General features: G+C 29.1%; 18 protein-coding genes. 13 read left to right on the top strand and 5 right to left on the bottom strand.

Features of this window, described 5'->3' with window-relative positions:
• Nucleotides 1-48: 48 nt before the first annotated feature.
• Both KQI86_RS15400 and KQI86_RS15395 read left to right on the top strand, forming a co-directional pair.
• Entirely contained in the window at nt 49-1,107 is a 1,059-nt protein-coding gene (locus KQI86_RS15400; protein WP_216440279.1) for an HD-GYP domain-containing protein, read from the top strand.
• A gap of 216 nt (nt 1,108-1,323) precedes the next feature.
• Nucleotides 1,324-2,385: a rhomboid family intramembrane serine protease gene (locus KQI86_RS15395; RefSeq protein WP_246582852.1), complete on the top strand. Its 1,062-nt coding sequence runs from the start codon at nt 1,324-1,326 to the stop codon at nt 2,383-2,385.
• 103 nt (nt 2,386-2,488) lie between these two features.
• Here KQI86_RS15395 and KQI86_RS15390 read toward each other — a convergent pair whose 3' ends face one another.
• A complete protein-coding gene (locus tag KQI86_RS15390; protein ID WP_216440278.1) occupies nt 2,489-4,243 on the bottom strand; it encodes an ATP-dependent metallopeptidase FtsH/Yme1/Tma family protein in 1,755 nt (584 codons plus the stop codon).
• A 240-nt stretch (nt 4,244-4,483) separates the two neighbouring features.
• Between KQI86_RS15390 and KQI86_RS15385 the strand changes: the two genes are divergently transcribed.
• The 10 genes from KQI86_RS15385 (at nt 4,484) to KQI86_RS15340 (ending at nt 16,288) form a co-directional block, all read left to right on the top strand.
• Entirely contained in the window at nt 4,484-5,473 is a 990-nt protein-coding gene (locus tag KQI86_RS15385) for a YkvA family protein (protein ID WP_216440277.1), read from the top strand.
• A 56-nt stretch (nt 5,474-5,529) separates the two neighbouring features.
• Nucleotides 5,530-5,988 carry a ribonuclease HI gene (gene rnhA, locus KQI86_RS15380; protein ID WP_216440276.1) on the top strand — a complete coding sequence of 153 codons (459 nt, stop codon included), beginning with the start codon at nt 5,530-5,532 and terminating at the stop codon, nt 5,986-5,988.
• Between the two features lie 95 nt (nt 5,989-6,083).
• A complete protein-coding gene (locus KQI86_RS15375) occupies nt 6,084-6,248 on the top strand; it encodes a YtxH domain-containing protein (RefSeq protein ID WP_216440275.1) in 165 nt (54 codons plus the stop codon).
• A 249-nt stretch (nt 6,249-6,497) separates the two neighbouring features.
• Nucleotides 6,498-7,802: a helix-turn-helix domain-containing protein gene (locus KQI86_RS15370; RefSeq protein WP_216440274.1), complete on the top strand. Its 1,305-nt coding sequence runs from the start codon at nt 6,498-6,500 to the stop codon at nt 7,800-7,802.
• A gap of 18 nt (nt 7,803-7,820) precedes the next feature.
• On the top strand, nt 7,821-9,071 hold the full coding sequence (locus KQI86_RS15365) for a helix-turn-helix domain-containing protein (protein ID WP_216440273.1): 1,251 nt from the start codon (nt 7,821-7,823) through the stop codon (nt 9,069-9,071).
• A gap of 338 nt (nt 9,072-9,409) precedes the next feature.
• Entirely contained in the window at nt 9,410-12,010 is a 2,601-nt protein-coding gene (gene clpB, locus KQI86_RS15360) for an ATP-dependent chaperone ClpB (protein WP_216440272.1), read from the top strand.
• 90 nt (nt 12,011-12,100) lie between these two features.
• The gene (locus KQI86_RS15355) at nt 12,101-12,853 is read left to right on the top strand and encodes a polysaccharide deacetylase family protein (RefSeq protein WP_216440271.1); all 753 of its coding nucleotides are present in this window, start codon (nt 12,101-12,103) and stop codon (nt 12,851-12,853) included.
• A 319-nt stretch (nt 12,854-13,172) separates the two neighbouring features.
• Nucleotides 13,173-13,514, top strand: coding sequence for a Na-translocating system protein MpsC family protein (locus KQI86_RS15350; RefSeq protein ID WP_216440270.1), 342 nt, complete (start codon nt 13,173-13,175; stop codon nt 13,512-13,514).
• A 200-nt stretch (nt 13,515-13,714) separates the two neighbouring features.
• Entirely contained in the window at nt 13,715-14,542 is an 828-nt protein-coding gene (locus tag KQI86_RS15345) for a putative bifunctional diguanylate cyclase/phosphodiesterase (RefSeq protein WP_216440269.1), read from the top strand.
• 39 nt (nt 14,543-14,581) lie between these two features.
• Nucleotides 14,582-16,288 (top strand): methyl-accepting chemotaxis protein, encoded by a 1,707-nt coding sequence (locus KQI86_RS15340; protein WP_216440268.1) that lies wholly within the window; start codon nt 14,582-14,584, stop codon nt 16,286-16,288.
• A 169-nt stretch (nt 16,289-16,457) separates the two neighbouring features.
• Here the strand turns inward: KQI86_RS15340 and KQI86_RS15335 are convergent, their stop codons facing one another.
• The 4 genes from KQI86_RS15335 to KQI86_RS15320 all read right to left on the bottom strand — a co-directional run bounded on the left by KQI86_RS15335 (nt 16,458) and on the right by KQI86_RS15320 (nt 21,849).
• Nucleotides 16,458-18,311, bottom strand: coding sequence for an LTA synthase family protein (locus tag KQI86_RS15335; protein WP_216440267.1), 1,854 nt, complete (start codon nt 18,309-18,311; stop codon nt 16,458-16,460).
• Nucleotides 18,312-18,531: 220 nt separating this feature from the next.
• A complete protein-coding gene (locus KQI86_RS15330) occupies nt 18,532-19,254 on the bottom strand; it encodes a type 1 glutamine amidotransferase (protein ID WP_216440266.1) in 723 nt (240 codons plus the stop codon).
• Nucleotides 19,255-19,270: 16 nt separating this feature from the next.
• Entirely contained in the window at nt 19,271-20,632 is a 1,362-nt protein-coding gene (locus KQI86_RS15325) for a Mur ligase family protein (RefSeq protein ID WP_216440265.1), read from the bottom strand.
• Between the two features lie 62 nt (nt 20,633-20,694).
• Nucleotides 20,695-21,849, bottom strand: coding sequence for a CapA family protein (locus KQI86_RS15320; protein WP_216440264.1), 1,155 nt, complete (start codon nt 21,847-21,849; stop codon nt 20,695-20,697).
• 164 nt (nt 21,850-22,013) lie between these two features.
• On the opposite strand from KQI86_RS15320, the gene KQI86_RS15315 reads away from it, so the two are divergent.
• Nucleotides 22,014-23,702: a tetratricopeptide repeat protein gene (locus KQI86_RS15315; protein WP_216440263.1), complete on the top strand. Its 1,689-nt coding sequence runs from the start codon at nt 22,014-22,016 to the stop codon at nt 23,700-23,702.
• Nucleotides 23,703-23,823 lie beyond the last annotated feature (121 nt).

Genomic DNA, 23,823 nt, shown 5'->3' with positions numbered 1-23,823 from the left:
ATTAGTATGCTTGTTTTTATGTAAATGTTATTTTTAAGGAGAATAATCATGAGACTTGAGTTTATTAATCGTGTAAAAAATAATGAGGTACTGGGCAAAAGTATCTTAACTAGTGATGGGAAAATACTCTTGAAAGCAGGAGTTAAGCTTTCAAATAGCTATATAAAAAAACTAAAAGAAATAGGCGTATATTATGTTTATATTGAAGATAAAAGACTTGAAGACGTAGTCCTTGAAGATGAGCAACTAGTAGAACTAAAACAATTTACAATGCAAAGCATGTCTCAAATAATTAAAAATATTCATAGTTGTAATGGCAAAGAATTACGTCAGACTTTAAATGTTGTAGAAGATCTTGTGCAATATATAATCGAAATGGGAGATGTAAACAAAAGTATATATGATATCAAAACTTATGATAATTATACATATATTCATTCTTTGGATACGTGCATAATGTCTTCTTTCCTAGGACTTTCAGCTGGATTTAAAGAAAAAGAGATAAAGGACTTAGGAATTGGAGCTGTTCTTCATGATGTAGGAAAAACTAAGGTGCCTATAACCATTTTAAATAAAGAAGGTAAGTTAAGCGAAGAAGAATTTGATGAAATAAAAAAACACACGATTTATGGCGGGGAAATATTAAGAAAAAACTATTCAATATCTGGTGATATAATCGATATTGTCGAGCAGCATCATGAGAGAGTTGATGGTAGAGGGTATCCTTACGGACTAATAAACAATAATATTTCTAAATTTGCTAAAGTAGTATGTATTTGTGACGTGTTTGATGCAGTAAGTAATGATAGATGTTATAGAAAAAAGTTTAGTCCTAATGATGCTTACGAGTTAATTTTAGCAGGTTCTGGTGCAATATTTGATGAAAAGCTTGTAATGAATTTTAAAGAAACCTTTGCAATTTATCCATTAGGTAGCTGTGTAAGCCTTTCAACCGGTGAAGAAGGATATGTAGTAAGACAAAATAAAGGTTTCCCAGATAGACCAGTGGTAAGGGTATTATATGATAGTAAAACAAAATCACCAATACCATTTTATGAAATAGACTTAATATTAAATCCAAGTGTTGTAATTTTATCTTTAGTTTGAAATAAGAATAAAAAAGAGCTGTCGACTATTAATTATATAAACAAGTTGGCAGCTCTTTAAAATATATAGATGGAAGTCCAGTGGAAGTTGGGGACGGGTCATGAAATTTAACTAAAATAAATTTTCTATTTATAAAGGTAATATTGATAAAACTAATATATAATAGTATATATTAGTTTTATCAATATTACTGTTTGAAAAGGGAGATTATTAGAAATGAACAATAGAGATAAATTTATAAATCTTATATTAGAGGGATGTGTAAAAAATCTGGACTACTCTATACAAGAACTAAATATAGATTATGCAGGAACTATGAGTAAATGGATATTAGTAAAAAGAATAAATGAATATAATCATAAAGTTATTCTACTATGTCATGAATACTATGATAATAAAAATGATCAATGGATCATAAGAGACTTACAGGATAATTTAAATATTAGTAATGTAACTATGACTAAAATATTTTTTACTGACGATTATCAATGGATCGAAAACTATACTAAGCAGATTGATAATGAATCTTCACAGTATAGTTCAGCATATAATTTTTATAATATAGATAAATCTTGTGTTATATTAAGTGAAAATGCAGATAGGATATTTTATTATACAGGGGATAATGAAGAACTTATTAATCTAATATCATATTATATAAATGCTAACGTAAATAATAATAGTAATAATGTTACTAGAAAAAGGGGTTTAGAGAAAGCTACAATTACCTATATATTTATGGGAATTAACATATTTATGTATATAATAACAGCTCTTTTATCAGGAAATTTAATAGATAGCAATGTTAATGTGCTAGTGTTTTTAGGTGCAAAGTTCAATCCTTTAATTGACAGAGGGCAGTACTATAGATTACTGACATGTACTTTTCTTCATGGAGGAATAGTACATTTAGCATTCAATATGTATGCTTTATATTCAATAGGACCCTTTGTAGAGAAAGTGTATGGTAAATGGAAATATGCATTCATATATTTAGTATCAGGCATAGTTTCATCTACTTTTTCTTATATATTTTCGCCAAGTATATCAATCGGAGCATCTGGCTCAATTTTTGGATTGCTTGGAGCTTGTGCTGTAATGGCATTGAAGTATAAGGACAGGATTGGTAGAGGGTTTATAAACAATATAATGTCAGTTATATTTATAAACTTAATCATTGGGTTTTCAATAGCAAATGTAGACAACTTAGGCCATATCGGTGGACTAATTGGTGGTTTAATTATATCATTTATATTTATAGGAAGCATAGAAAAGTAAAAAACAGCGAAAAACAGGGACGGTTCACTCAAACACCCTGTTTTTTCTGTGTTTATTTTATTGAATTTAGCTAAAAATGTGTGAACTGTCCCCACATATTTCATTAGTTTAGAGGTGAAAATGTGTGAACTGTCCCCATTAATTCATCATGATGTAGGGTTTCTTTGTCTAGAAGTTTTGTAGATATTTCTTCTAGAGATGAGATCTCTCTAGCTAAAAGTTCTTTCGTTTCTTTATATAGTCTGTCTACAAGATTTTTGCATTCAAGTATTATTTTATCTTGATTTATATTGAGATCCATTAATTGTTGCATATTTAATAGACCTAAAGTCTCTCCCATTCCATATTGTGTTATCATGTGGAATGCTATATTAGTACATTGTTTTAAGTCGCTATGTGCACCAGTAGTTATTGAGTTCTCGCCAAATTTTAAATCTTCGGCAGCTCTTCCACCTAGCAGTACCATAATTCTTTTTTCTAAGTAGTCTTTGCTTTGGTACATGCTATCTTCAGGTATACTTATAGTGTAGCCACCTGCTCCTTTAGTACTTGGAATAATTGTTACTTTATCAACTCTTTCATTAGGAAGAGTTTTAAGTGATACTAAAGCATGTCCTGCCTCATGATAAGCTGTTATTTTTCTATCTTTTTCCTTTATATAATCTCTATTTTGTTTTTCATATCCTGCCATAACTATTGAATAAGCTTTATCTAAATGTGAATTTTCGATAAAGGAACTATTTTCTTTACAAGCAATTATAGCAGCTTCATTTACAAGACTCTCTAGTTTAGCACCTGAAAAATAAGCAGTTTTATGTGACCAGTTTTCAATATCTATATTATTTGTTGGTTTGTTTTTTAAGTGAAGTGATAAAATCTTTTTTCTAGCACTTAAGTCTGGTAGTGATACTTCAATATGTCTATCAAATCTACCTGGTCTTAACAGGGCTTCATCCAGCATGTCTAATCTATTCGTTGCTGCCATAATTATTATCCCTTCTTTTTCATTAAAGCCTGACATCTCAGTTAATAGGGCATTTAGAGTTTGATCTCTCTCATCAGATCCCCCGTTTTTTGAATTCTCTCTTTTTTTACCTATGGCATCAATTTCATCTATAAATATAACAGCTTTTCCGTGACCTCTTGCCTTTTTAAATAACTGTCTTATTCTACTAGCACCAACCCCTACGTAAACTTGTACGAAATCTGAACCTGACATGGCATAGAAAGGAACATTAGCTTCACCAGCTACAGCTTTAGCTAAAAGAGTTTTTCCAGTACCAGGTTCACCATATAATATAATCCCTCTAGGCATTCTTGCACCATAGGAACTATATTTTTCGGGATTTTTTATAAAATCTACTACATCCATAACACTTTCTTTTGCCTCTTCATTACCAGCTACACTATTAAAATTAAAAGGTATATCTTCTGTAGCAGAAGTGTCAAGAGAATCTACGGATAGCATTCCTCGTGAAGCTACATTTGATGATTTAACCAATCCAACTATCAATGAAATTATTGAAATCATAAAGGCTGACATAAAAACAATATTAACAGTGTTTGAAGGTGCGTTTTCTGAAACTCGCACTCCAGACTTTAACATAGTTTCTTTAAAGTTATCCATTCTAGGATTATCTGTTTCATATATTTTACCATCTGTTAGTTTAATTTTAATGGTAGGTGTATTTGTAAGATATACTGTAGATACTTTTTTATTTGATAGATCTGCTAAAAATTCTGTATAACTTTTATTACCGGTAGATTTAAAAAAGAAGTTTACTCCTATTAATAACATTAAGGATATAACCGCCGTAATTATAGGAATATATATATGCTTTTGCTTAATTTTGCTCATCTATATACCTCCTTTAGATAAAAATATATAGCGAAATTCGACAAAATCTTCATTTCAGCAATATATTATAATATTTTTATATAATAGTCCAATGAAAATCATAAAATTTTCTATAGTAAATTATGTATATTATTGCAGAAATCAATTTTTGCTGTATACTTTAATATATAAATACTATTGAATAATATGTAAATAAAGCTAAGGGGGAACACCTCTTATATTTAAAGGCGGGGGGATAATATGAAAATTTCATCGGTAAAAGCTTTAGTAAAAGAAGAAGATATTTTAGGAGCATTAAAAGAATTTATTAAGGTTGAAGGATTAGAGTTTAATAAAGTATCAATAAATGAATTTATAACTGTAGAAGGAAGCTATAAAAAGGTAGTTAATATTCCCTTTTCAGCAAATCTAGCTATTGGAAGTATAAAAGATAATTTATTAAATGTGAGTATATTAAAAGTAAAGGTAGCTAAGATAGGCATAATAAATGGGATTAAAAACTTTGCATTAAACAAGGTGTTAAAAGATTTTGAAGAGTATGGAGTTAAAGCAGGAAAAGAAACTTTATCAGTAGATATTAATACAATAGCAAAACTAGTGCCATATATTAATTTTGATTTAAAATCTGTAACTTTATTTGAAGGTTCTTTAGAAGCAGAAATAGAAAATATAGTGTACACTCAAGATAAAGAAACCTTAAAATTTGAAAAGAAAGAAGAAAATGAAAATTATATTCCCCAAGATGATTGCTACACTGAAATTAGAAACGAAGTTGGACAAAGGGTTCCGAATAAGTATGAGAAAATTGTAGAATATGGAATGATTATACCTGATATTGTAGCACTACTTTGGAGATTGTTAAGGGATAAAAGAGTCAGTACTGTTACCAAGGCTAAAGTTGCGGGAACTATTTCATATTTAGCATTACCTTTTGATATTTTACCGGATTTTATACCACTAATAGGTAAAATAGATGATATAGCAATAGCCTTTTATGGTCTAAATTCTCTGCTAAATGATATACCAGAAGAAATTATTCTTCAGAATTGGCAAGGAGATAAAGATATAATAAGAACTATAAAAGAAGGTACTAAATATATATCTGCTTTAGTAGGCACTGATAATGTAACAAGATTAATAAGCACAGTGAAGGGATTTAATAAAGATATCAGCAAAATGGATTCAAAAGAAGTGGAACAAGAAGAAGTTCAAGAAAATTTAAGTGTATAAAAATGTGCTTTTAGGGTATTAAGTAAATAGATGGTTAAAGGGAGGAAAAAGTTTTAATGAAAAAAATTACGATATACACTGATGGGGCTTGTAGAGGTAACGGAAAAGAAAATACTATCGGTGCATATGGCATAGTTCTCATGTATAATGAGCATAAAAGAGAGATAAAAAAGGCAGTAAGAAATACTACAAATAATATTATGGAGTTAACAGCGGTTATAGAAGCTCTAAAAATCCTTAAAGAGCCTTGTGAAGTTCAACTTTATAGCGATTCTGCTTATGTAGTAAATGCCATAAATAATAAATGGATTGATTCGTGGCTTAAAAATGGATGGAGAACTTCTTCAAAAGAACCGGTAAAAAATAGAGAATTATGGGAAAAGTTAATAGAACTATTAAGCTATCACCATGTGAAATTTATTAAAGTAAAAGGTCACTCTGATAATGAGTACAACAACAGATGCGATAAACTAGCTAATGAAGCCATGGATGAAATGTTAAAAAATGAAGTTTAAAATTTATATGAAATAAATTCCATCAAATTATTGAATTAAAAAATTATAAATTGCATAATCTATTGTTATATTCTATATAGGAGAGGTGATGGATTATGCGTAATAGAATTATAACAGGAATGGTACTTGGAGCAGCTGCAACAATGCTATTAATGCCTGATATGGACAGAAATACAAGAAGAAGAATGAAAAGGGCTAATAGATATATAAGAAATAGTGCAGAAGATGCTTATGCGGGCATGATGAGATGGATGAAATAATGTACTAAAAAGGGAAGTGATTAAATTACTTCCCTTTTTAGTATTCTTTGTTTTTACATAAAAATCATAAATTTGTTTTATAGTGACAATAATAATGAAAATTATAAGAAAATTATATCTATTTATATAATTTTCTTATAATTTTCATTTATTTCAATTATACATCGTTAAAATATGTTATAATATACTAGTATTTGTAATAGATTAAATATAATTAATATAAATTTTCAAGTAAAGGAAGAGTGGACTATGGAAATATTGTCACTAGGTGAAAAAATTAAAAGAACAAGAAAAGAACTAAATATGACCTTAAAAGATTTAGCAGGTGATAGGATTACTCCGGGTCAAATAAGTCTTGTAGAATCAGGTAAATCTAATCCTAGTATGGATTTACTAGAATATTTAGCTGTGGCTTTAAATACTACAGTAGAGTATTTGATGGAATCTGAAGAGACACAGGCAGAAAAAATATGTACCTATTATGAAAACATAGCTGAATCATACATATTAAATAAGGATTTTTGCTTAGGAGAACAATATATTGAACAGGCCTTTTTTTATGCGGAAAAATATAATTTAGATTATAGAAAGGCTAGAATCTCTTATCTAAGAGCATCAATATACATGAATAAGGGTGAAATGACCATAGCTCAACAATTTTTCTTATCTGCTAATGTAATTTTTATAAAGGAAAATAGATATGAAGAAATAATAAATACCTTTGTAAACTTAGGTAAAATAACTTTAAAACTAAAGGCATATCACTCTTCAGCAAGCTATTTTCAACAGGCTGAAAAGGTTTATACTGATAATAATATAGGTAACGACTTTTTATTAGGAGAAATTTACTATAATATGGCAAATGTTCAATATGCTTTAGAGAATGTTGGAAAGGCTATAGATTATTCATTTCTAGCAAAGGAAAAATTTAAACAAATTGATGATAAAAAATCTTATGCAAGTACATTATTAATGATATCAGAACAATATAATAAAAAAGGCGATATAGATAATGCCATAAAATATTCTAAAAAAACCCTAGCTTTATATAAGGAAATAAATGATGAAGTTTATGTTGCTCAAATTGAAAATAATCTAGGAAAGTTATTCTATCAATTTGATAATATAGAAGAATCTTTTATTCATTTAAATAAGGCAAAAGAAATAAGAAGAAATATAAGGGATTCAAAGCTTATTGAAACTTTAGTTAATATATGTGAAAATTACATTAAGCTAAAAGATGTAAAAAATGCTAAGACAACCCTAGATGAGATTATAGAAAGCATGAAAGATGGAGATAATAGCGCATTAATACAATACTATTTATTAAAATATAGAGTTCATATGTTGCAAGGGGATTTAAAGGAAGCTGAGAGCTCTTTACTATTGGCTTTAAATTTTGTTAAAAATATAAATTATTTAAAAGAAGCGGCAGAAATATCAATTATGATAGGAAAATTTTATATAGATTATGGTAAAGAAAGTGAGGCAGTACAATATTTAAATTATGGAGTTGAAGTCTTTAAAAAGTTAGGAATAATAAAAGAGTGTTAAATGGATAGGTGAAGAATTATGGAGATACTTTCTACTGGTGAAAAGATCCGAAGAGCTAGGATATATAAAGGATATACCCTGAAATATATATGTGAAGATAAAATTTCCGTATCCAAAATGAGCTGTATAGAAAATGATAAAGTTGTACCAGAGGAATGGATATTGAAATTTTTGTCAAAGAAGTTAGATCTAGATATAGATTATTTAAAGGATGATGTGAGAAGTCAAATTAATAAAAACTTAGAGAGACTAAAAAAATTAGATAGAAACGACTATCAAGAACAACTTATATACAATTTATCTTACGCAGAAGAGTATGGATATTATAAAGAATCCTTTGAAATTATGCATTTGATGTTTGTTTACAATATCCAAATGAAAAGATATGAGAAACTCCAAGTTTTAATGTCTAAGTATTACGATACTTGTTTAAAATCAAAATCCGATGAAAATCAATTAATATACTATATGGATATAGCGAAATATTTTTATTGTTCCGAGGAATATATGCAAGCAGCAGGGTATTACAACACAGTGAAAGAAGAGGCTAAAAAAAGAAAGGATAATGAATTTATTACAAGAGCAACATTTAACGAATGTCATTGCTATATAATGGCGAAGCAATATGATATAGCTTATGAAATAGCTAAAGGACTTATGGATTTAATAATTTTTTTCGATAATGACTTAAAGAAAGCAGAAAGCTTTCATATGATGGCACTCTTAACTTTAATTAATAATAAAGATGATTTTCAGCACTACGAGAATAAAGCTTATGAATTATATGGCGAGAATAAGATAAATATAGCTAATGCTGTATTTAACTATGCACAGGCTATGTTTACTCTAAATTTAAAAGACAGAGCAGTTGAATATATTAGAAAAGGTTTAAGTTGTTGTCCTAGTGAAGAAGAAGAAACTTTAGTTAAATATATGCTTAAATGTATAGAAGAGCTTATAGAGAATAATATAATTGAAGAAGCGGAAAAAATAAGTGATGGAGCAATAAACTATGCTATAAATTTAAAAGACATGAGATATATAGAAAAGGCTTATCATTTAAAAGCTCTTATATTAGGTAAAAAAGGAGATCTTTCTTCAAAAGAAATGTATATGAATTTATCATTAGATGCTTTAATGAAGTATGGAACGAAAAAGCAGGTATATGAAAGATACATGGAAATGGGACATATGTACTATAAAATGAAAAATATAAATGAATCTATAAAATATTTTAGTTTGGCCTTAAATATTAATAAAACTATATAATAGAGAAATTTGAAGCAATTAATAAAAAACTTTTAAAATAGAAAACTTATGCTATAAAATGCATAGGTTTTCTATTTTTTAGGGTAAATTAGACTTTGACTTTCTTTGACCAATATTATATAAAAAAGATAGATGTTTAAAACATGAAAATATTTATGGAAAATATTCAGGGACGGGTCATGAAAATTAGCAAAATATAAGTGAGTAAATTGAATAAATGAGTAAGATAATAATTAAAGAGTTAGCGAAAATTCATGACCCGTCCCCGATTAATACAAAGGTACGCAAAATAAAAATATAAAATAAAAAATATGCAATATAAAATGGAGGTGCTTATTTTGGATATTGAAAAATTAACATTAAAGGTTCAGCAGGCTATAAATGATTCACAATCAGTTGCTATAAAACATAATCATCAACAGATTGATATAATTCATCTTTTTGCAGCTTTAAACTCTGAAGATGATGGACTTATCCCTAATATTTTTGGAAAAATGGGCGTAAACATCAAAGTGCTAAGGGAAGAAATAGATATAGAATTAGATAAGATGCCTAAGGTATTAGGTGAAGGTGCTCAAAGTGGTGGTATATATGCTACAAGGAGATTTGAAGAAGTTTTTATAAAGGGTGAAGAAATAGCTAAAAGATTTGGCGATTCATATATTAGCGTAGAGCATGTTACCCTTGCTATTATGGATATTGATAAAAATGGAATAGTAGGAGGAATATTAAAGAAATTTAATATAAATAAAGATGATTTTTTAAACGCTTTATCTCAGGTGAGAGGAAACCAAAGAGTTGATACTCAGGATCCAGAAGGAACTTATGAAGCTTTAGTAAAATACGGAAGAAACTTAACAGAGGACGCTAAAAATCATAAAATAGATCCAATCATAGGTAGGGATGAGGAGATAAGAAGGGTTGTTAGGATATTATCTAGAAGAACAAAAAACAATCCAGTACTTATTGGAGAGGCAGGAGTAGGTAAGACCGCCATAGTGGAAGGATTGGCATTAAGAATAGTAAAAGGAGACGTACCAGAAGGGCTTAAGAATAAGATTATATTCTCACTAGATATGGGAGCTTTAATTGCCGGTGCTAAATACAGAGGGGAATTTGAAGAAAGACTAAAGGCAGTATTAAAAGAAGTTCAAAGCAGTGAAGGAAAGATAATATTATTTATAGATGAGATACACACCATAGTAGGAGCAGGAAAAACAGAGGGGGCTATGGATGCGGGGAATCTTATAAAGCCAATGTTAGCTAGAGGAGAGCTACATTGTATTGGTGCAACTACCTTTGATGAGTATAGAAAGTATATTGAAAAAGATAAAGCTTTGGAAAGAAGATTTCAACCAGTTATTGTTGAGGAACCTACAGTAGAAGACAGTATATCTATACTTAGAGGGTTAAAAGAAAGATTTGAAATTCATCATGGTATAAGGATTCACGATTCAGCAATTGTAGCTGCTGCAAAGCTTTCTCAAAGATATATTACAGATAGATTCCTTCCAGACAAAGCTATAGACTTAATTGATGAAGCAGGAGCTATGATAAGAACAGAAATAGATAGCCTTCCAACAGAATTAGATATTATAAAAAGAAGAATATTTCAACTAGAGATAGAAAAAGAAGCCCTATCTAAAGAAAAGGACCATCGTTCACAAGAAAGATTTAACGAATTGGAAAAAGAATTAAGCAACTTAAAAGAAAAAGATAAAGAAATGACAGCAAAATATGAAAAAGAAAAAGAACAAATCACTTCAGTAAGAAATTTAAAAGAGAAGCTAGATAATGTAAGAGGGGAATTAGAAAGAGCGGAGCGAACCTATGATTTAAATAAAGTGGCTGAATTAAAATATGGAGTAATACCTGGAATAGAAAGAGAAATAAAAGAAAAAGAAGCCATAATCAATGAAAATCAAGAAGGAAATATGTTAAAAGAAGAAGTTACTGAAAATGAAATAACTCAGATAATTTCAAAATGGACTGGAATACCTGTATCAAAGCTAATGGAAGGGGAAAAACAAAAATTATTAAGACTTGAAGATGAATTAAGTAAAAGGGTAATAGGACAGGAAGAGGCAGTTAGAACAGTATCTAATGCAGTAATAAGAGCCAGAGCGGGGATGAAGGATCCTAAAAGGCCAATAGGTTCATTTATTTTCTTAGGACCAACAGGAGTAGGTAAAACAGAACTCGCTAAAACTTTAGCAAGAAATTTATTCGATAGTGAAGAAAGTATAATTAGAATTGATATGTCTGAGTACATGGAAAAATACTCTGTATCAAGACTTATTGGTGCTCCTCCAGGATATGTAGGATATGAAGAAGGTGGACAGTTAACTGAAGCTGTAAGAAGAAAACCATATTCAGTAATTCTATTCGATGAGATTGAAAAAGCTCATGAAGATGTATTTAATGTATTTCTTCAGATATTAGATGATGGAAGACTTACAGATAATAAAGGAAAAACAGTGGACTTTAAAAACTGTATAATAATAATGACATCTAACATTGGAAGTAGCTATCTTCTTGAAAATAAAAGCAATTCAGGTATAGAAGAACCTATTAGAAATAGGGTTATGAATGAGCTTAGAAATAGATTTAAGCCAGAATTTTTAAATAGACTTGATGATATAATAATGTTTAAGCCTTTAACCAATAGTGAGATTACAAAAATTATAGATATATTCTTAGAGAGTATAGAAGGTAGATTAAAGGAGAGAAATATAAGCTTAAAAGTTACGGATGAAGCTAAAAAAATTATGGCCACAGAAGGATATGACCCTATTTATGGAGCAAGACCTTTAAAAAGATATATTGAAAATACTTTGGAAACTCAAATTGCAAAAGAGTTAATAAAAGGGGATATAATACCGGGAGATGTAATAGGGGTAGATGTTAAAGGGGAAAATATTATAATAGAAAGAATATAATAATAATTTCCTTCAATTACTAAGCATGAATGAGGAAATAGAGGTTAATCTATTATTAAAAGGTAGATTATATTTTAAGAAGGTGCTAGTGTGAAAAAAAATCGATATTTCCTTATTTATGCATTAATTTTAATAAGTATTTATTCAACTATAGGTATTAATGAAGTAATGGCCCATAATAGTACAAAAGAAAAAGTAGTTTTTTTAACTTTTGACGATGGACCTTCGCCAAACAATACTCCTGAAATACTAAAGATATTAAAAGATAATGATGTAAAAGCAACTTTTTTTGTAATTGGAACTTCCGTAGAAAGCTATCCTCATGTAGCAAAAAGATTATATAAAGAGGGAATGTGCATACTTCCTCACACCTATTCACATAACTATGGAACTATATATAATAATTCAGAAAGCTATTTTAATGATCTTAATAAATGTATTAGTTCTATAAAGAACATAACGGGGGAAGAAGTAATTCACTATACAAGATTGCCAGGTGGATCTGATAATCTTGTATCTAATTCGGAAGTGTTGAGAACCATAAGAAATAAACTAAATGCGAAGGGTATTGACTATATAGATTGGAATGTTAGTTCGGGAGATGCAGAAGGTGGAGTAGTGGCAGTTAATATTTTAAATAACAATATAAAATATCAGTGCACCGATTTAAATTTAGCTGTAATATTAATGCATGATAGTTACTATAAAACTACCACAGTAGAATCTTTAGATAGCACTATTAAACATTTAAAAGCTCAGGGATATAAATTTAAAAAAATAAACGAAATGACACCTAATGAAAGAAATAATTTGATAAAAATGAGAGTTATAAATAGAAGATAGGTATAACCTAAATATAGGTGTATTCTAGGTCTAAGTTATAAAAAAATATAATTTAGACCTATTTTATTTCGCTTTCATAGGCCAATGTAACTTTATGAATATATTTGCAATAATATGAGAAATATTGAAAAAATAATTAAGGGGATATACAATATAATTAATATATTGGAAATAATATGCCAAATACATACCAAATATATGAATTTAATACTATATATTCAAATAAATAATAAAAAAATATAATTTTATGTATTATTATAGGTAATATAGAAAATATGAGAAAAGGGAGGCGTTAATACATGGAAAGGAGGTGATAATATTGTTCACTGTAAGAAAAGAGATAAATTACATTGTAGAAAGTTGTATTTCTGGTATAATTAAGAAGGTCGTGGGAAAGGGACCAGAGAAGACCAGAGTGGATATTAAAGAAAATAATATTAATATCTACATTAAAGGAATACTTTCACAAATTGAAAAAACTGCTCTACAAAGAGAAAAAAATTATGAAAGAGTAAAGTTTTTTCGACAAGGATTAACGCCTATACTAACAGAAGAGATAGAACATGAAATATCTCAAATTCTATCTAAGGAAGTATACATAGCTTTTAATGATGAAAATATTCATGAAGACTATATGGAAATAATACTAAAAATTATATAATGGTTAAGCTAATGGAGGGGTAAAAATGAAAAACTTTGTCCAGAAGTGAGCCGGTGCAAGTGTAATTATTACTTTGTACGGGCTCATTTATTATTTACAATTATTTTAATAAATTGAAAATAATAGCATATAGTAAGTATAAATATGAGGTATAAATACTAGGTATAAATTTATCTTTGATGAAAAGAGGTGAGATTTAATTGGAAACTTATTTACAAAGCGATAATTATGCACAAATTCACCAAGACAAATTATTACAAGAAAGTTGGGAAAGAAATATAATAAAAAATATAAAAATAGGGTTATTAAAAGAAGAGTTTCAAGTATATTATCAACCTCAAATAGAGCTAAAAAGCAAGAAAATAGTTGGTATTGAGGCCCTGTTAAGATGGGAGAATTCTAATTTTGAAAATATACCTCCAAATAAAATAATAAGCTTAGCTGAAAAATCAAGTTTAATATTTGAAGTGAGCAATTACATTATGAAAAAAGCTTGCTATGAAGCTAATGAATTTTTAGATATTGAATTAATAGATATAGATTTAGCAGTGAATATATCTAGCAGAGAATTTGAAAATTTAAATTTCGTATCTTGGATCAGTGGAATACTCAATGAAACGGGGTTAAGTGCAGAGAGATTAGAAATAGAGATAACAGAAACTACTGCTGTAAAAAATATTGATTGGACGGTAAAACTTTTAAACGACATAAAAAAAATGGGGATTAAAATTGCTTTAGATGATTTTGGAACAGGATATTCTTCTTTTAAGTATTTAAATATATTACCTATAGATATTATAAAAATAGACAAGTATTTTATTGATAAAATTCAAGTAGATAGGAAGCAACAGATAATTGTATCAAAAATTATTGAAATGGCTCATTCTTTAGGATTAAAAGTTATAGGAGAAGGGGTTGAATCCCTTGAAGAACTACAAATTTTAAGAGAATTTAATTGCGATGAAGTACAAGGATATTACTTTAGTAAACCTATAAATAAAGAAGATTTAAAACAACTAATGATATAAAAAGATATTAAATAATTACAAAGGAAGGAATGGTTTTACATGAATTTTTGGAAAAACATTAGCGTAAAAATCAAATTATTGTTTAGCTTTGCTCTTCTTGCTGCTTTAATTATAGTAACAGGATTTCTTGGAATTAGAGGAACAGATGTCATTAATAAAAATGCTCAAGATATGTATTCTAATAACTTAAAGAGTATAAAATCCTTAGAAAATATAAAAGGAAGCTTTAATGATATGAGAGCAAATATAATATATTTAATTCTAGAAAAAAATACAGCAGAAGGTAGTGAACAACTAAAAAATATAGAAGAAGAAATTGGAGAACAACTAAAAATTTATGAAAAAATTCATATGAATGAAGATGAGAAGCTGCTCTATGAAGAATTTAAAAATAAATATGAAGAGTACGTAGATCATAAGAATCAGTTAGTAAAACTTATGGAAGAAAATAAATATGAACAAGCTCTTAATTTATATAATTCAGAGATGATAAAATTAAGAGAAGATGCTTTTAATAGTATAAATAGAGTTGTAGAAATAAATGATCTAGAGGCATTAAAACAATATGAGGATAATGAAACTATATATTTAGCAGCTAGAAATCTAATAATTATTGCTACAATTCTAGGGGGAGTAATCTCTGCAATATTTATTGTGCTTATGAGTATTGATATTATAAAACCTTTAAATAAAATTCAAGATTTTGCTAAGAGGCTTTCACAATATGATTTCTCTTCTAACATTCAAATCGAAAGAAAAGATGAGTTTGGAATAACTGCTCTATCTTTAAATGATGCAAGAGATAACATGCAAAAATTAATTAAAGAAATAATTAAAGATTCCAACTATGTATCTGAGTCAAGTGAAGAACTTTTTACTACCGTTGAAGACTTAACAGAAAGCATGAATGATATTAACACTTCAACTATTGAGATAAATAAAGGAATTCAAGAGTGGAGTGCAACCACAGAAGAAATGTCTGCTTCAATGACACAGGTTGATTCAAGTGTAGAAGAACTATCAAAAAGGGCGGTTAATGGAAGTGGTTATGCCATTGAAATAAAAGAGAGGGCGTTAGAAGCAGAAAAGAATGGACAAAGTGCTTATGATGAAACTCATAAAATGTATTATGAAAATGAGAAAGATATTCTAAAAGCAATTGATGAAGGAAAAGTAGTAGAAGAAATAAAAGTTATGGCAAATACTATAGCTAATATTTCTGAACAGACCAACTTACTGGCGCTTAATGCAGCAATTGAGGCTGCTAGGGCAGGAGAGCATGGGAAGGGATTCTCTGTAGTAGCTGAGGAAGTAAGGAAACTTGCTGAACAATCAAGTGAAGCTGTCGCCACAATACATATTACCATAGGAAGAGTACAGGAGGCTTTCACTAATTTATCACAAAGTAGCCAACAAATATTAGATTTTATTCAAAATCAAGTAAAAGAAAAATTTCAGTTCTTTATAAAAATAGGAAATCAGTACAGTGATGATGCTGATTATTTAAATAATATGTCTCAAGATTTAGCTTCTATGACTGAGGAAATAAACGCTACAGTAGAACAAATAAGTTCAGCAATAAATGAAATAGCTAGTAGTGCGCAAAACAATGCTTCCTTTACAGGAGAGATTTTAGCTAATGTAGAGCAAACAACAGAAAATATGGATAAAGTAAAAACTACTGCAGAATATCAAGCGAAAATTTCTGAAGAATTAAGGGAATTGGTAATTAAATTTAAGATATAAGGTATATAGAAAAGTAAATAATACCTCGTAGATTAATATCTACGAGGTATTATACTGTAAATCATCATACATAAATAGGAATTGTTTATATTATTTAGTTGAGAACAATAGGGACGGGTCATGAAAAATAGGCATTAATTATGCCTATTTTTCACGACCCGTCCCCACTTTATTTAAAATATCCGCTTCTAATAAGTTTATCCGATATATTTAGAGCTTCTATGGCGTGACGCTTTTCTTCTTCAGTTTTATAGTCACCTATATATACGCCGTTACTTAATATTGTAAAGTTTTTACGAGTTTTTAGTAAATTTCTTCCCATGGCAGTATTGATATATTCTTCTTCAGGTACACCCATAAGATAAGCTACTGTTGGCATTATATCAATTTGTCCACCTATAGTTTTGAAGCTTTTTCCTTCTAAATCCTTTGAATATATTATAAGAGGAACTGTAAAGTTATCTTTGTACCACCAATTTTCTTTTGGATTTATAGCTTCCAGTTTATCTTTATAATATTTATGAACACCAGTGTGATCACCGTAAATAACCAGTACTGTATCTTTTAATAAATCATTTTGCTCTAAAGAATCTATAAACTTTCCTAAATGCTTGTCTGTATAATGTATGCTTTGGAAATAGTCACCTAATATATTATTATCCATTTCCTCAGGTAGCTTCATATGCCTATATTCTTTTGGTAGGTCAAAAGGCATATGACTTGTTAAGGTAACTAAGAAAGAATAAAAAGGTCTAGGTTGAGAAATTATTTTTTCGCTTAGCTGTTTTAAGTAGCTTCCATCGCTAAGGCCTAAGCCAATGGTTTCATCCAAATTAAATCCTGTAACATCAGTGCATTTATCAAATTCCATGGACTGCAAAGCAGGCATCCAATTCCAATATCCACCGCCATCTGGATGAAAAGCAGAGGTATAATAACCTAGTTTTTTCATGAGCCTAGGCAAAGAATTATATTTATTACTTGGAAAACGGAAGAAAGTAGAGCCGTTTTTCACTGGATGCATGGAGGTATTAGCCATTAAATCTCCGTCTGAACTATTTCCACCGCTAACCTGTTCATATATCTCTGAAAAGTGAAGGGAATTTTTTAATAGTTTATTTAAATTAGGGGTTATCTCTTCTCCATTCACTTTTGCTCCTATTAAGAAACTTTCTAATGATTCTATTTGCATAAATATTAAATTTTTACCCTTTAAAGCTCCTTTATAGGAGTTATCTTCAATATTCTTTTCTTTATTATCATACCAGGCGTTTATTTCCTTATGATCTTTTTCTGTTAACTCTAATTGTTTAGAGTTTTTAAAATATAGGTAACTATCGTATATATGATATCCTATAGGGGACATGCTCCCCATACTATAAAGGGGGGACCAATATATATGAAAATATCTCTTATTTTTACCATCTTCCAATATATCGTAGCGGTAGTGATAGTAAAAAGATAAGGAACTACTTGCTATCAATAAAATGAAAAACAAAGAAACTTTCCTCTTAGCTTGTCTATAACTGGTCTTTTTCCTTAGAATTATAACTAGAAATATTATAATATCAATAATAAATAATATGTCCTGTGATCTTAGCATTGAAATTATCGTTTCCCCAAGGTTATCTAAATTTCCTCCCTGAGATAAACTATATAAAGAAATAAAACTTTGAAATCCTCTATAATATATAAGATCTGCTACCATAAATAAAGATAGTAAAAGATTTATAGTTACAAAGGCAAAAGCTTGCCCTAAACCTTTAAATAAATATCCAACAGATAGAAAAATAGTTATAAGACTTACATACAGTATAAAATTAACTAAATATATAGGTAGTTTAAAAAGTGCAATGTAGTTTCCAGAAGAAGAAGCGATAAAACCAAGAAAAAATATGGATTTTATTAACAAAGATAATATAGTAAGAAAAAAAATACGATTTTCATTAAATATGAGAATAGCTTTATTAATATAATCTCTAACTGTAAATGGTTTGTATGAATTATTTACAACTAACTTCATTTATTTAAAATCCTTTCCAATGTTACCTTAAACTTATTAGAGGATCAGAACTAATTTCTGACCCTCAAGCTTTTGTATTCGTTATATAGTTTTAGTCTTTATCAATCTTTTTTGTATTCGTTATATAGTTTTTTAGTCTTCATCAATCTTTTTATATTTATTATATAGTCTTTAATCTTCATCAATGTTTTTGTATTAGCTATATATTCTTTAGTTTTCACTAATCTTTTTTATTCATTATATAGTCTTTAGCCTTCATTTCTAAAGTGTCATCAAGAGGTGATAGTTCAATTTCTTCGCCATATTTTTTCTCAAGGGCAATTTTTAATAGCCTATCAGCAAGTTCAGGGTTTTTAGATAGTAAACATCCGTGGAAGTAAGTGCCGAAGGTATTTTTATAAATGCATCCCTCATAACCATCTTCACCATTATTGCCAAAGCCCCTTATTACTCTACCTAAAGGTTTTAAATCTCCAATGTAGGTTCTGCCAGAATGATTTTCAAAGCCTACATAGGTTTCAGAAAAATCCTCATTAATTATTACAGTATTTCCTATAAAACGTCCCTTGCCGCTATCTGTATATATGGGTAAGATGTTTAATCCATCTAATTTTTCACCCTCTACAGTGGTATAATATTTACCAAGCAATTGATATCCCCCACATATTGAAAGCATCACTTTTTCTTTTTCTATATATTCCTTTATAGCATCTTTTTTAGTCTCCATTAAGTCTTTAGAAACTATGGATTGTTCATAATCCTGTCCTCCGCCGAAAAACACTATATCGTAGTCATCACCTTTAAACTCTTCATTAACTGATAAGTTTAGTATATTAACTTTGATATCTCTTTTTTCTCCTCTGTATTTCAGTATATGAATGTTTCCAATATCACCGTAAACATTAAGGAGGTCAGGATATAGGTGACAAATATTTAATTCCATAAATTTTCCTCCCTTACTACCAAAGTTTATCTATATAGTTTTTACTGTGAAGATATTTTCTAAAATTAATCATGGCAGTGTATGTAGCTAATACATATACTACGTTACTTTCACAGCCTTTAATTCCATCTAATAATGTATCGTAGTTTTCACATAAAGAGAAATCTTCTTCTGGTAATCCAGCAATTTTAAGTCTTATGGCCATGTCGTAGAGCCTTTCCCCAGAGATCATAATTTTTTCTACATTTAAGGAAGAAAGATTTTCAAACTTTACATCCCATATCCAAGATATATCCCTTCCATCAGCGTAATTATCGTTTAACATTGTAACCAAATTGATTTTTCTATCGTCTAAGGACACTGTATTTATGGCTTGATCATAACCAGCTGGATTTTTAACTAGTATTATTTTAACCTCTTTTTCATCTATCTTAATCTCTTCTTGCCTTCCAAAGCTACTTTTTTGATTTTTAAGAGTAGCTGATATTATATCTTTATCTAAACCTAATTCTCTACCTATAGAGTATGCACAAAGGGCATTGTATATATTGTAGATACCAGGTTGATTAATGTAAATTTCTTTTTCATCAATGGTAACTACTGACCCCTCTCTAGAAAGATCTTTTATATCATCCACCTTGTATTTTAAAGGCGGTCTTTTATATCCACAACTTTCGCATAAATAATCACCTAAATGATTATAGGTTATAAAATTATATGTGTAAGGACTTTTACACTTTTTACAAAACTTTGAGTCAGCATTATTATCTAGACTTTCAGAATCTTGTAGAGGAAAGTTTAGCCCATAATACACTCTTTCATTAGGTACTGGCAAATCTCCTAACAAAGATTCATCTCCATTTAGAACTAAAGTGGAAAAAGGAGATTTTTCAACCCCTTCTAATATCTTTAAAAGAGTTGTGTACACTTCTCCATATCTATCTAATTGATCTCTAAATAAATTAGTAATAGTTATTATTTCAGGAGTTATGAACTCGGTAACAAACTTTACATTTGCCTCATCTATTTCAATTACAGCATATTTTTCCCCTGTATAATTATCATTAAATTTAAAGTTTTCCACAAAACAAGACACTATACCGGGAAGCATATTAGCACCAGTGTGGTTAGTTATAACTTTTCTTGAACTATCCTTAAGCATGTTATAAATCATGCTAGTGGTGGTTGTTTTACCATTGGTTCCCGTGATAAGTATTACCTTATAATCCTTACCTAAAGTTTTTAATATATTTTCATCTAGTTTTAAAGCTACTTTTCCTGGGAAATTTGATCCCCCTTTAAAGAAGGTTTTTGAAAGTTTCATAACTATTTTTGAAACTATTACGCTTATGTAAAATTTAATATTAATTTTAAACACACCCTTTATTTAAAATTTAGGATATCACGCAATCTCACATTAGTATATTATAATACATAACATCAATTTTTCCCATCGTAACTTATTTCATAAAACTCGTCTGATATGGTAAAACCAGCATTTTTAGAGAGATTATTTAGTTTCTTCAAGAGTCTTGCCTTATTATCGCCTTCCATAGGAGTAGGACAATAATCGTTAATATAATCCACAGAAGAAATACTAGTTGGTATAGCTCTTACAGCATATGACTGAGGAACACCATTTTTCAATTTATACTTAACCTGTAATATAAAAGTATCTTTGTCTCTAGGATTGAAGTTTCCACCGAAGCAGAAATTACCTAAACTATAGGCTATAATTTTACCCTTATATTGTTCTATACCCTGGATTACGTGAGGGTGGTGTCCTACAATTAAGTCAGCGCCTACATCTATAGCAAAACGAGCCAAAGTTTCTTGAGAACCCACAGGGTAATAGCTATTCTCTACCCCCCAATGGAAATTAATTATAACAATGCGACCGTCATCCTTTAATTTTTTTATATCCTTTTCTAATTTAGTTCTAAATTCAGGGTAATCGTTAAAGCCCATATATCCTAAAAATCCGAACTTAGCTCCATTTACCTCAGTAGTCCAAACGTTATTTTCACCAAAATAGTTTATATTGTTATCTTTCAAAGCCTTTATAGTATCATTAAATCCCTGCTGTTTATAATCATAAATATGGTTATTTGAAATATTTACCCCTTCAATATGACCTAAAGTAAGAGATTTTGCATAGGATGGATCCGCTTTAAAATTAAACTGTTTCGACTCTCTATCATTGGATTCAGTAAAGGTAGTTTCTAAGTTTACCACTGAGATATCATCTTCTTTAAATATTGGGGCTACATTTTTAAAGAAGTAAGAAAAATCATTATTGTTCTTATTAAGCACATAAGGAAGACTATTAGCAAAAGCAAAGTTGCTATCATGACCGATAGTTGAATCTCCTGCAAAGCTTAATGTAACTTCAGAGAGAACGTCTTTTTTAGGCGCCTCTTTTGTTTCTTTCTCTTCATTTTTCGACACGGAAACTTCCGTATCTTTTTCTTTAGTATCTTGGATTTGAGCAATATTTTTAGAATAGTATATTACATAGGAAATAGTTCCTGTTAAAATAAGCAATCCAAATATTAAAAATGTAACAACTAAATTTGAAGTTTTCTTTTTACTCATAAAACCTCCTATGATTTAAAATATTCTACTAAATAAAATAATAATGTATTTTTATATCTCTGTCACTATAAAATACATTATAATCCTATGGCATTTTTTGAGTATATTTGATAAAATCTATATAAACGTAAGTAAAAATGTTAGTTTATAATGGGAGGATTAATATGAACAATACTGCTACCTCTAAGGATTGGGTTGATTTAGCGAAGAATAATAAAAAGATTTTAGTGGGAATTTTGTCGGCTATTTTAATAATTTCTACGTTTATATATTATCAAAAAACTCAAAAGGATAAATTTAGTATAGCCACTAATAAAGCTGAACAATATTATTATAACGCAGAATTCGATAAAGCTATACAAGAGTTTAATAAACTTTATGAAAAGGACAAGTCTCCTCTATGGAAAGCTAAAATAGCACAAATTTATTCAGTGACAGGAGATTTAGAGAACTCTAGAAAATATTTAGAAGAAATAGAAATAGAAGAACTTAAGAAAAACCCTGAAGATGTAATTAATCTCATTGTTTTTACTGAATATATGAACAAGGACTTCAAAAAGGCATTAGAACATGGTGAAAAAGCCTTAAAGAACAGCCCAGAGGATAAGCAGCTTATAAAAATAATGTTTGCAGTTTATATGGCAAATGACAATTATGATAAGGCTAAAGAAATTTTATCCTCATATCCCGTAGATGAAAAATCATCTTATGATATGGCGGAGTATAGCAGAATGTTAATGCTCACTGGTGATAAAGAAACAGGTTTTTCAGCTCTTAGAAAGGCCTGGGATATTGATAAAGATGAGTTTAAAATATATGATGTGTTAGTTCAAATTGCACTTAATGACAAAGATACTCTTTTAGAGGATATACACAATCTTTCTACTAAAAATCCAGAGGATGTAGCCTATAAAATGTGGATGGCTAAAATATACTCCATGAGTAAAGACACCGTATCACAGGCTACTAGTATAATGGATTCAATTAAGGAAGAAGATATTGGAAAGATTCAAAAGGCTATAATAGAAGCTAATATACAACAAGACCTAGGTAAGGATGAGGAAGCAGAGAAGATTATAAATGATTTATTAAATAAATATAAGGAAGATTATAGAGTTTTACACAATGCTGGATGGTTCTATTTAAATAAAGATAATTTGGACAAGGCTGAAGAGTACGCAAAACAATCTCTATATAAAAATGAAGATTATCCAGATAACTATGCTTTTTTAATGCCACAAATATTAAAGAAGAGAGGCAAGACTTTAGAAATAGAACCTTATTTTAGAACAGCTATGTTTATGGAACCTTATAATTATAATATAATGCTTAACATAGCTAATCATTACTGGAATGCAGATAACGATGATAAGGCATTAGAATATTTTAAATTCGCTGAAATAGTGAAACCAGAGGATGCAGAGATTAAATATAACATGGCCATTATTCATCTATCAAAAAAGGAAGATGATAAAGCCATAGATATATTGAATGAAACCATAAAACTTAAAGATGATGTTCCTAAATATCACAGGACATTAGGTACCATATATTATCTTAACGGCAAAAATGAAGAGGCTATAAAAGAAATAAGGTTTGCCTACGAAGCAGACAAAAACGATCCATTAACCTTAAATAATGCAGGATGTTACTATATAACTGTCCCTGTAGATATTCAAAGAGGAGTTTATAATTTACAGGCAGCGGTTAAAGCACTTACAAATGATACGGATGAATATACAAAGAAAACAGTAAAAGATAATTACGAAAAGGCTAAAAAGCTTTATGAGGATTATCAAAAATCACAAGCTAATACAAAATTAAAAATACCTGATTTAGTAATGTTTTATTAATATGAACTGCACCCTGTCAAGTAGACAGTGAAAATAACAAAAATTGACCTAACCGGTCAAAGCTCTAAATTCCATTGGGCTTAGGCCGTTTAATCTTTTTTGTAGTCTCTTAGTATTATAG

It is taken from the genome of Clostridium mobile (assembly GCF_018918285.1).
Lineage (GTDB): Bacteria > Bacillota > Clostridia > Clostridiales > Clostridiaceae > Clostridium_AW > Clostridium_AW mobile.
This window is presented reverse-complemented; position numbering and strand designations above follow the sequence as displayed.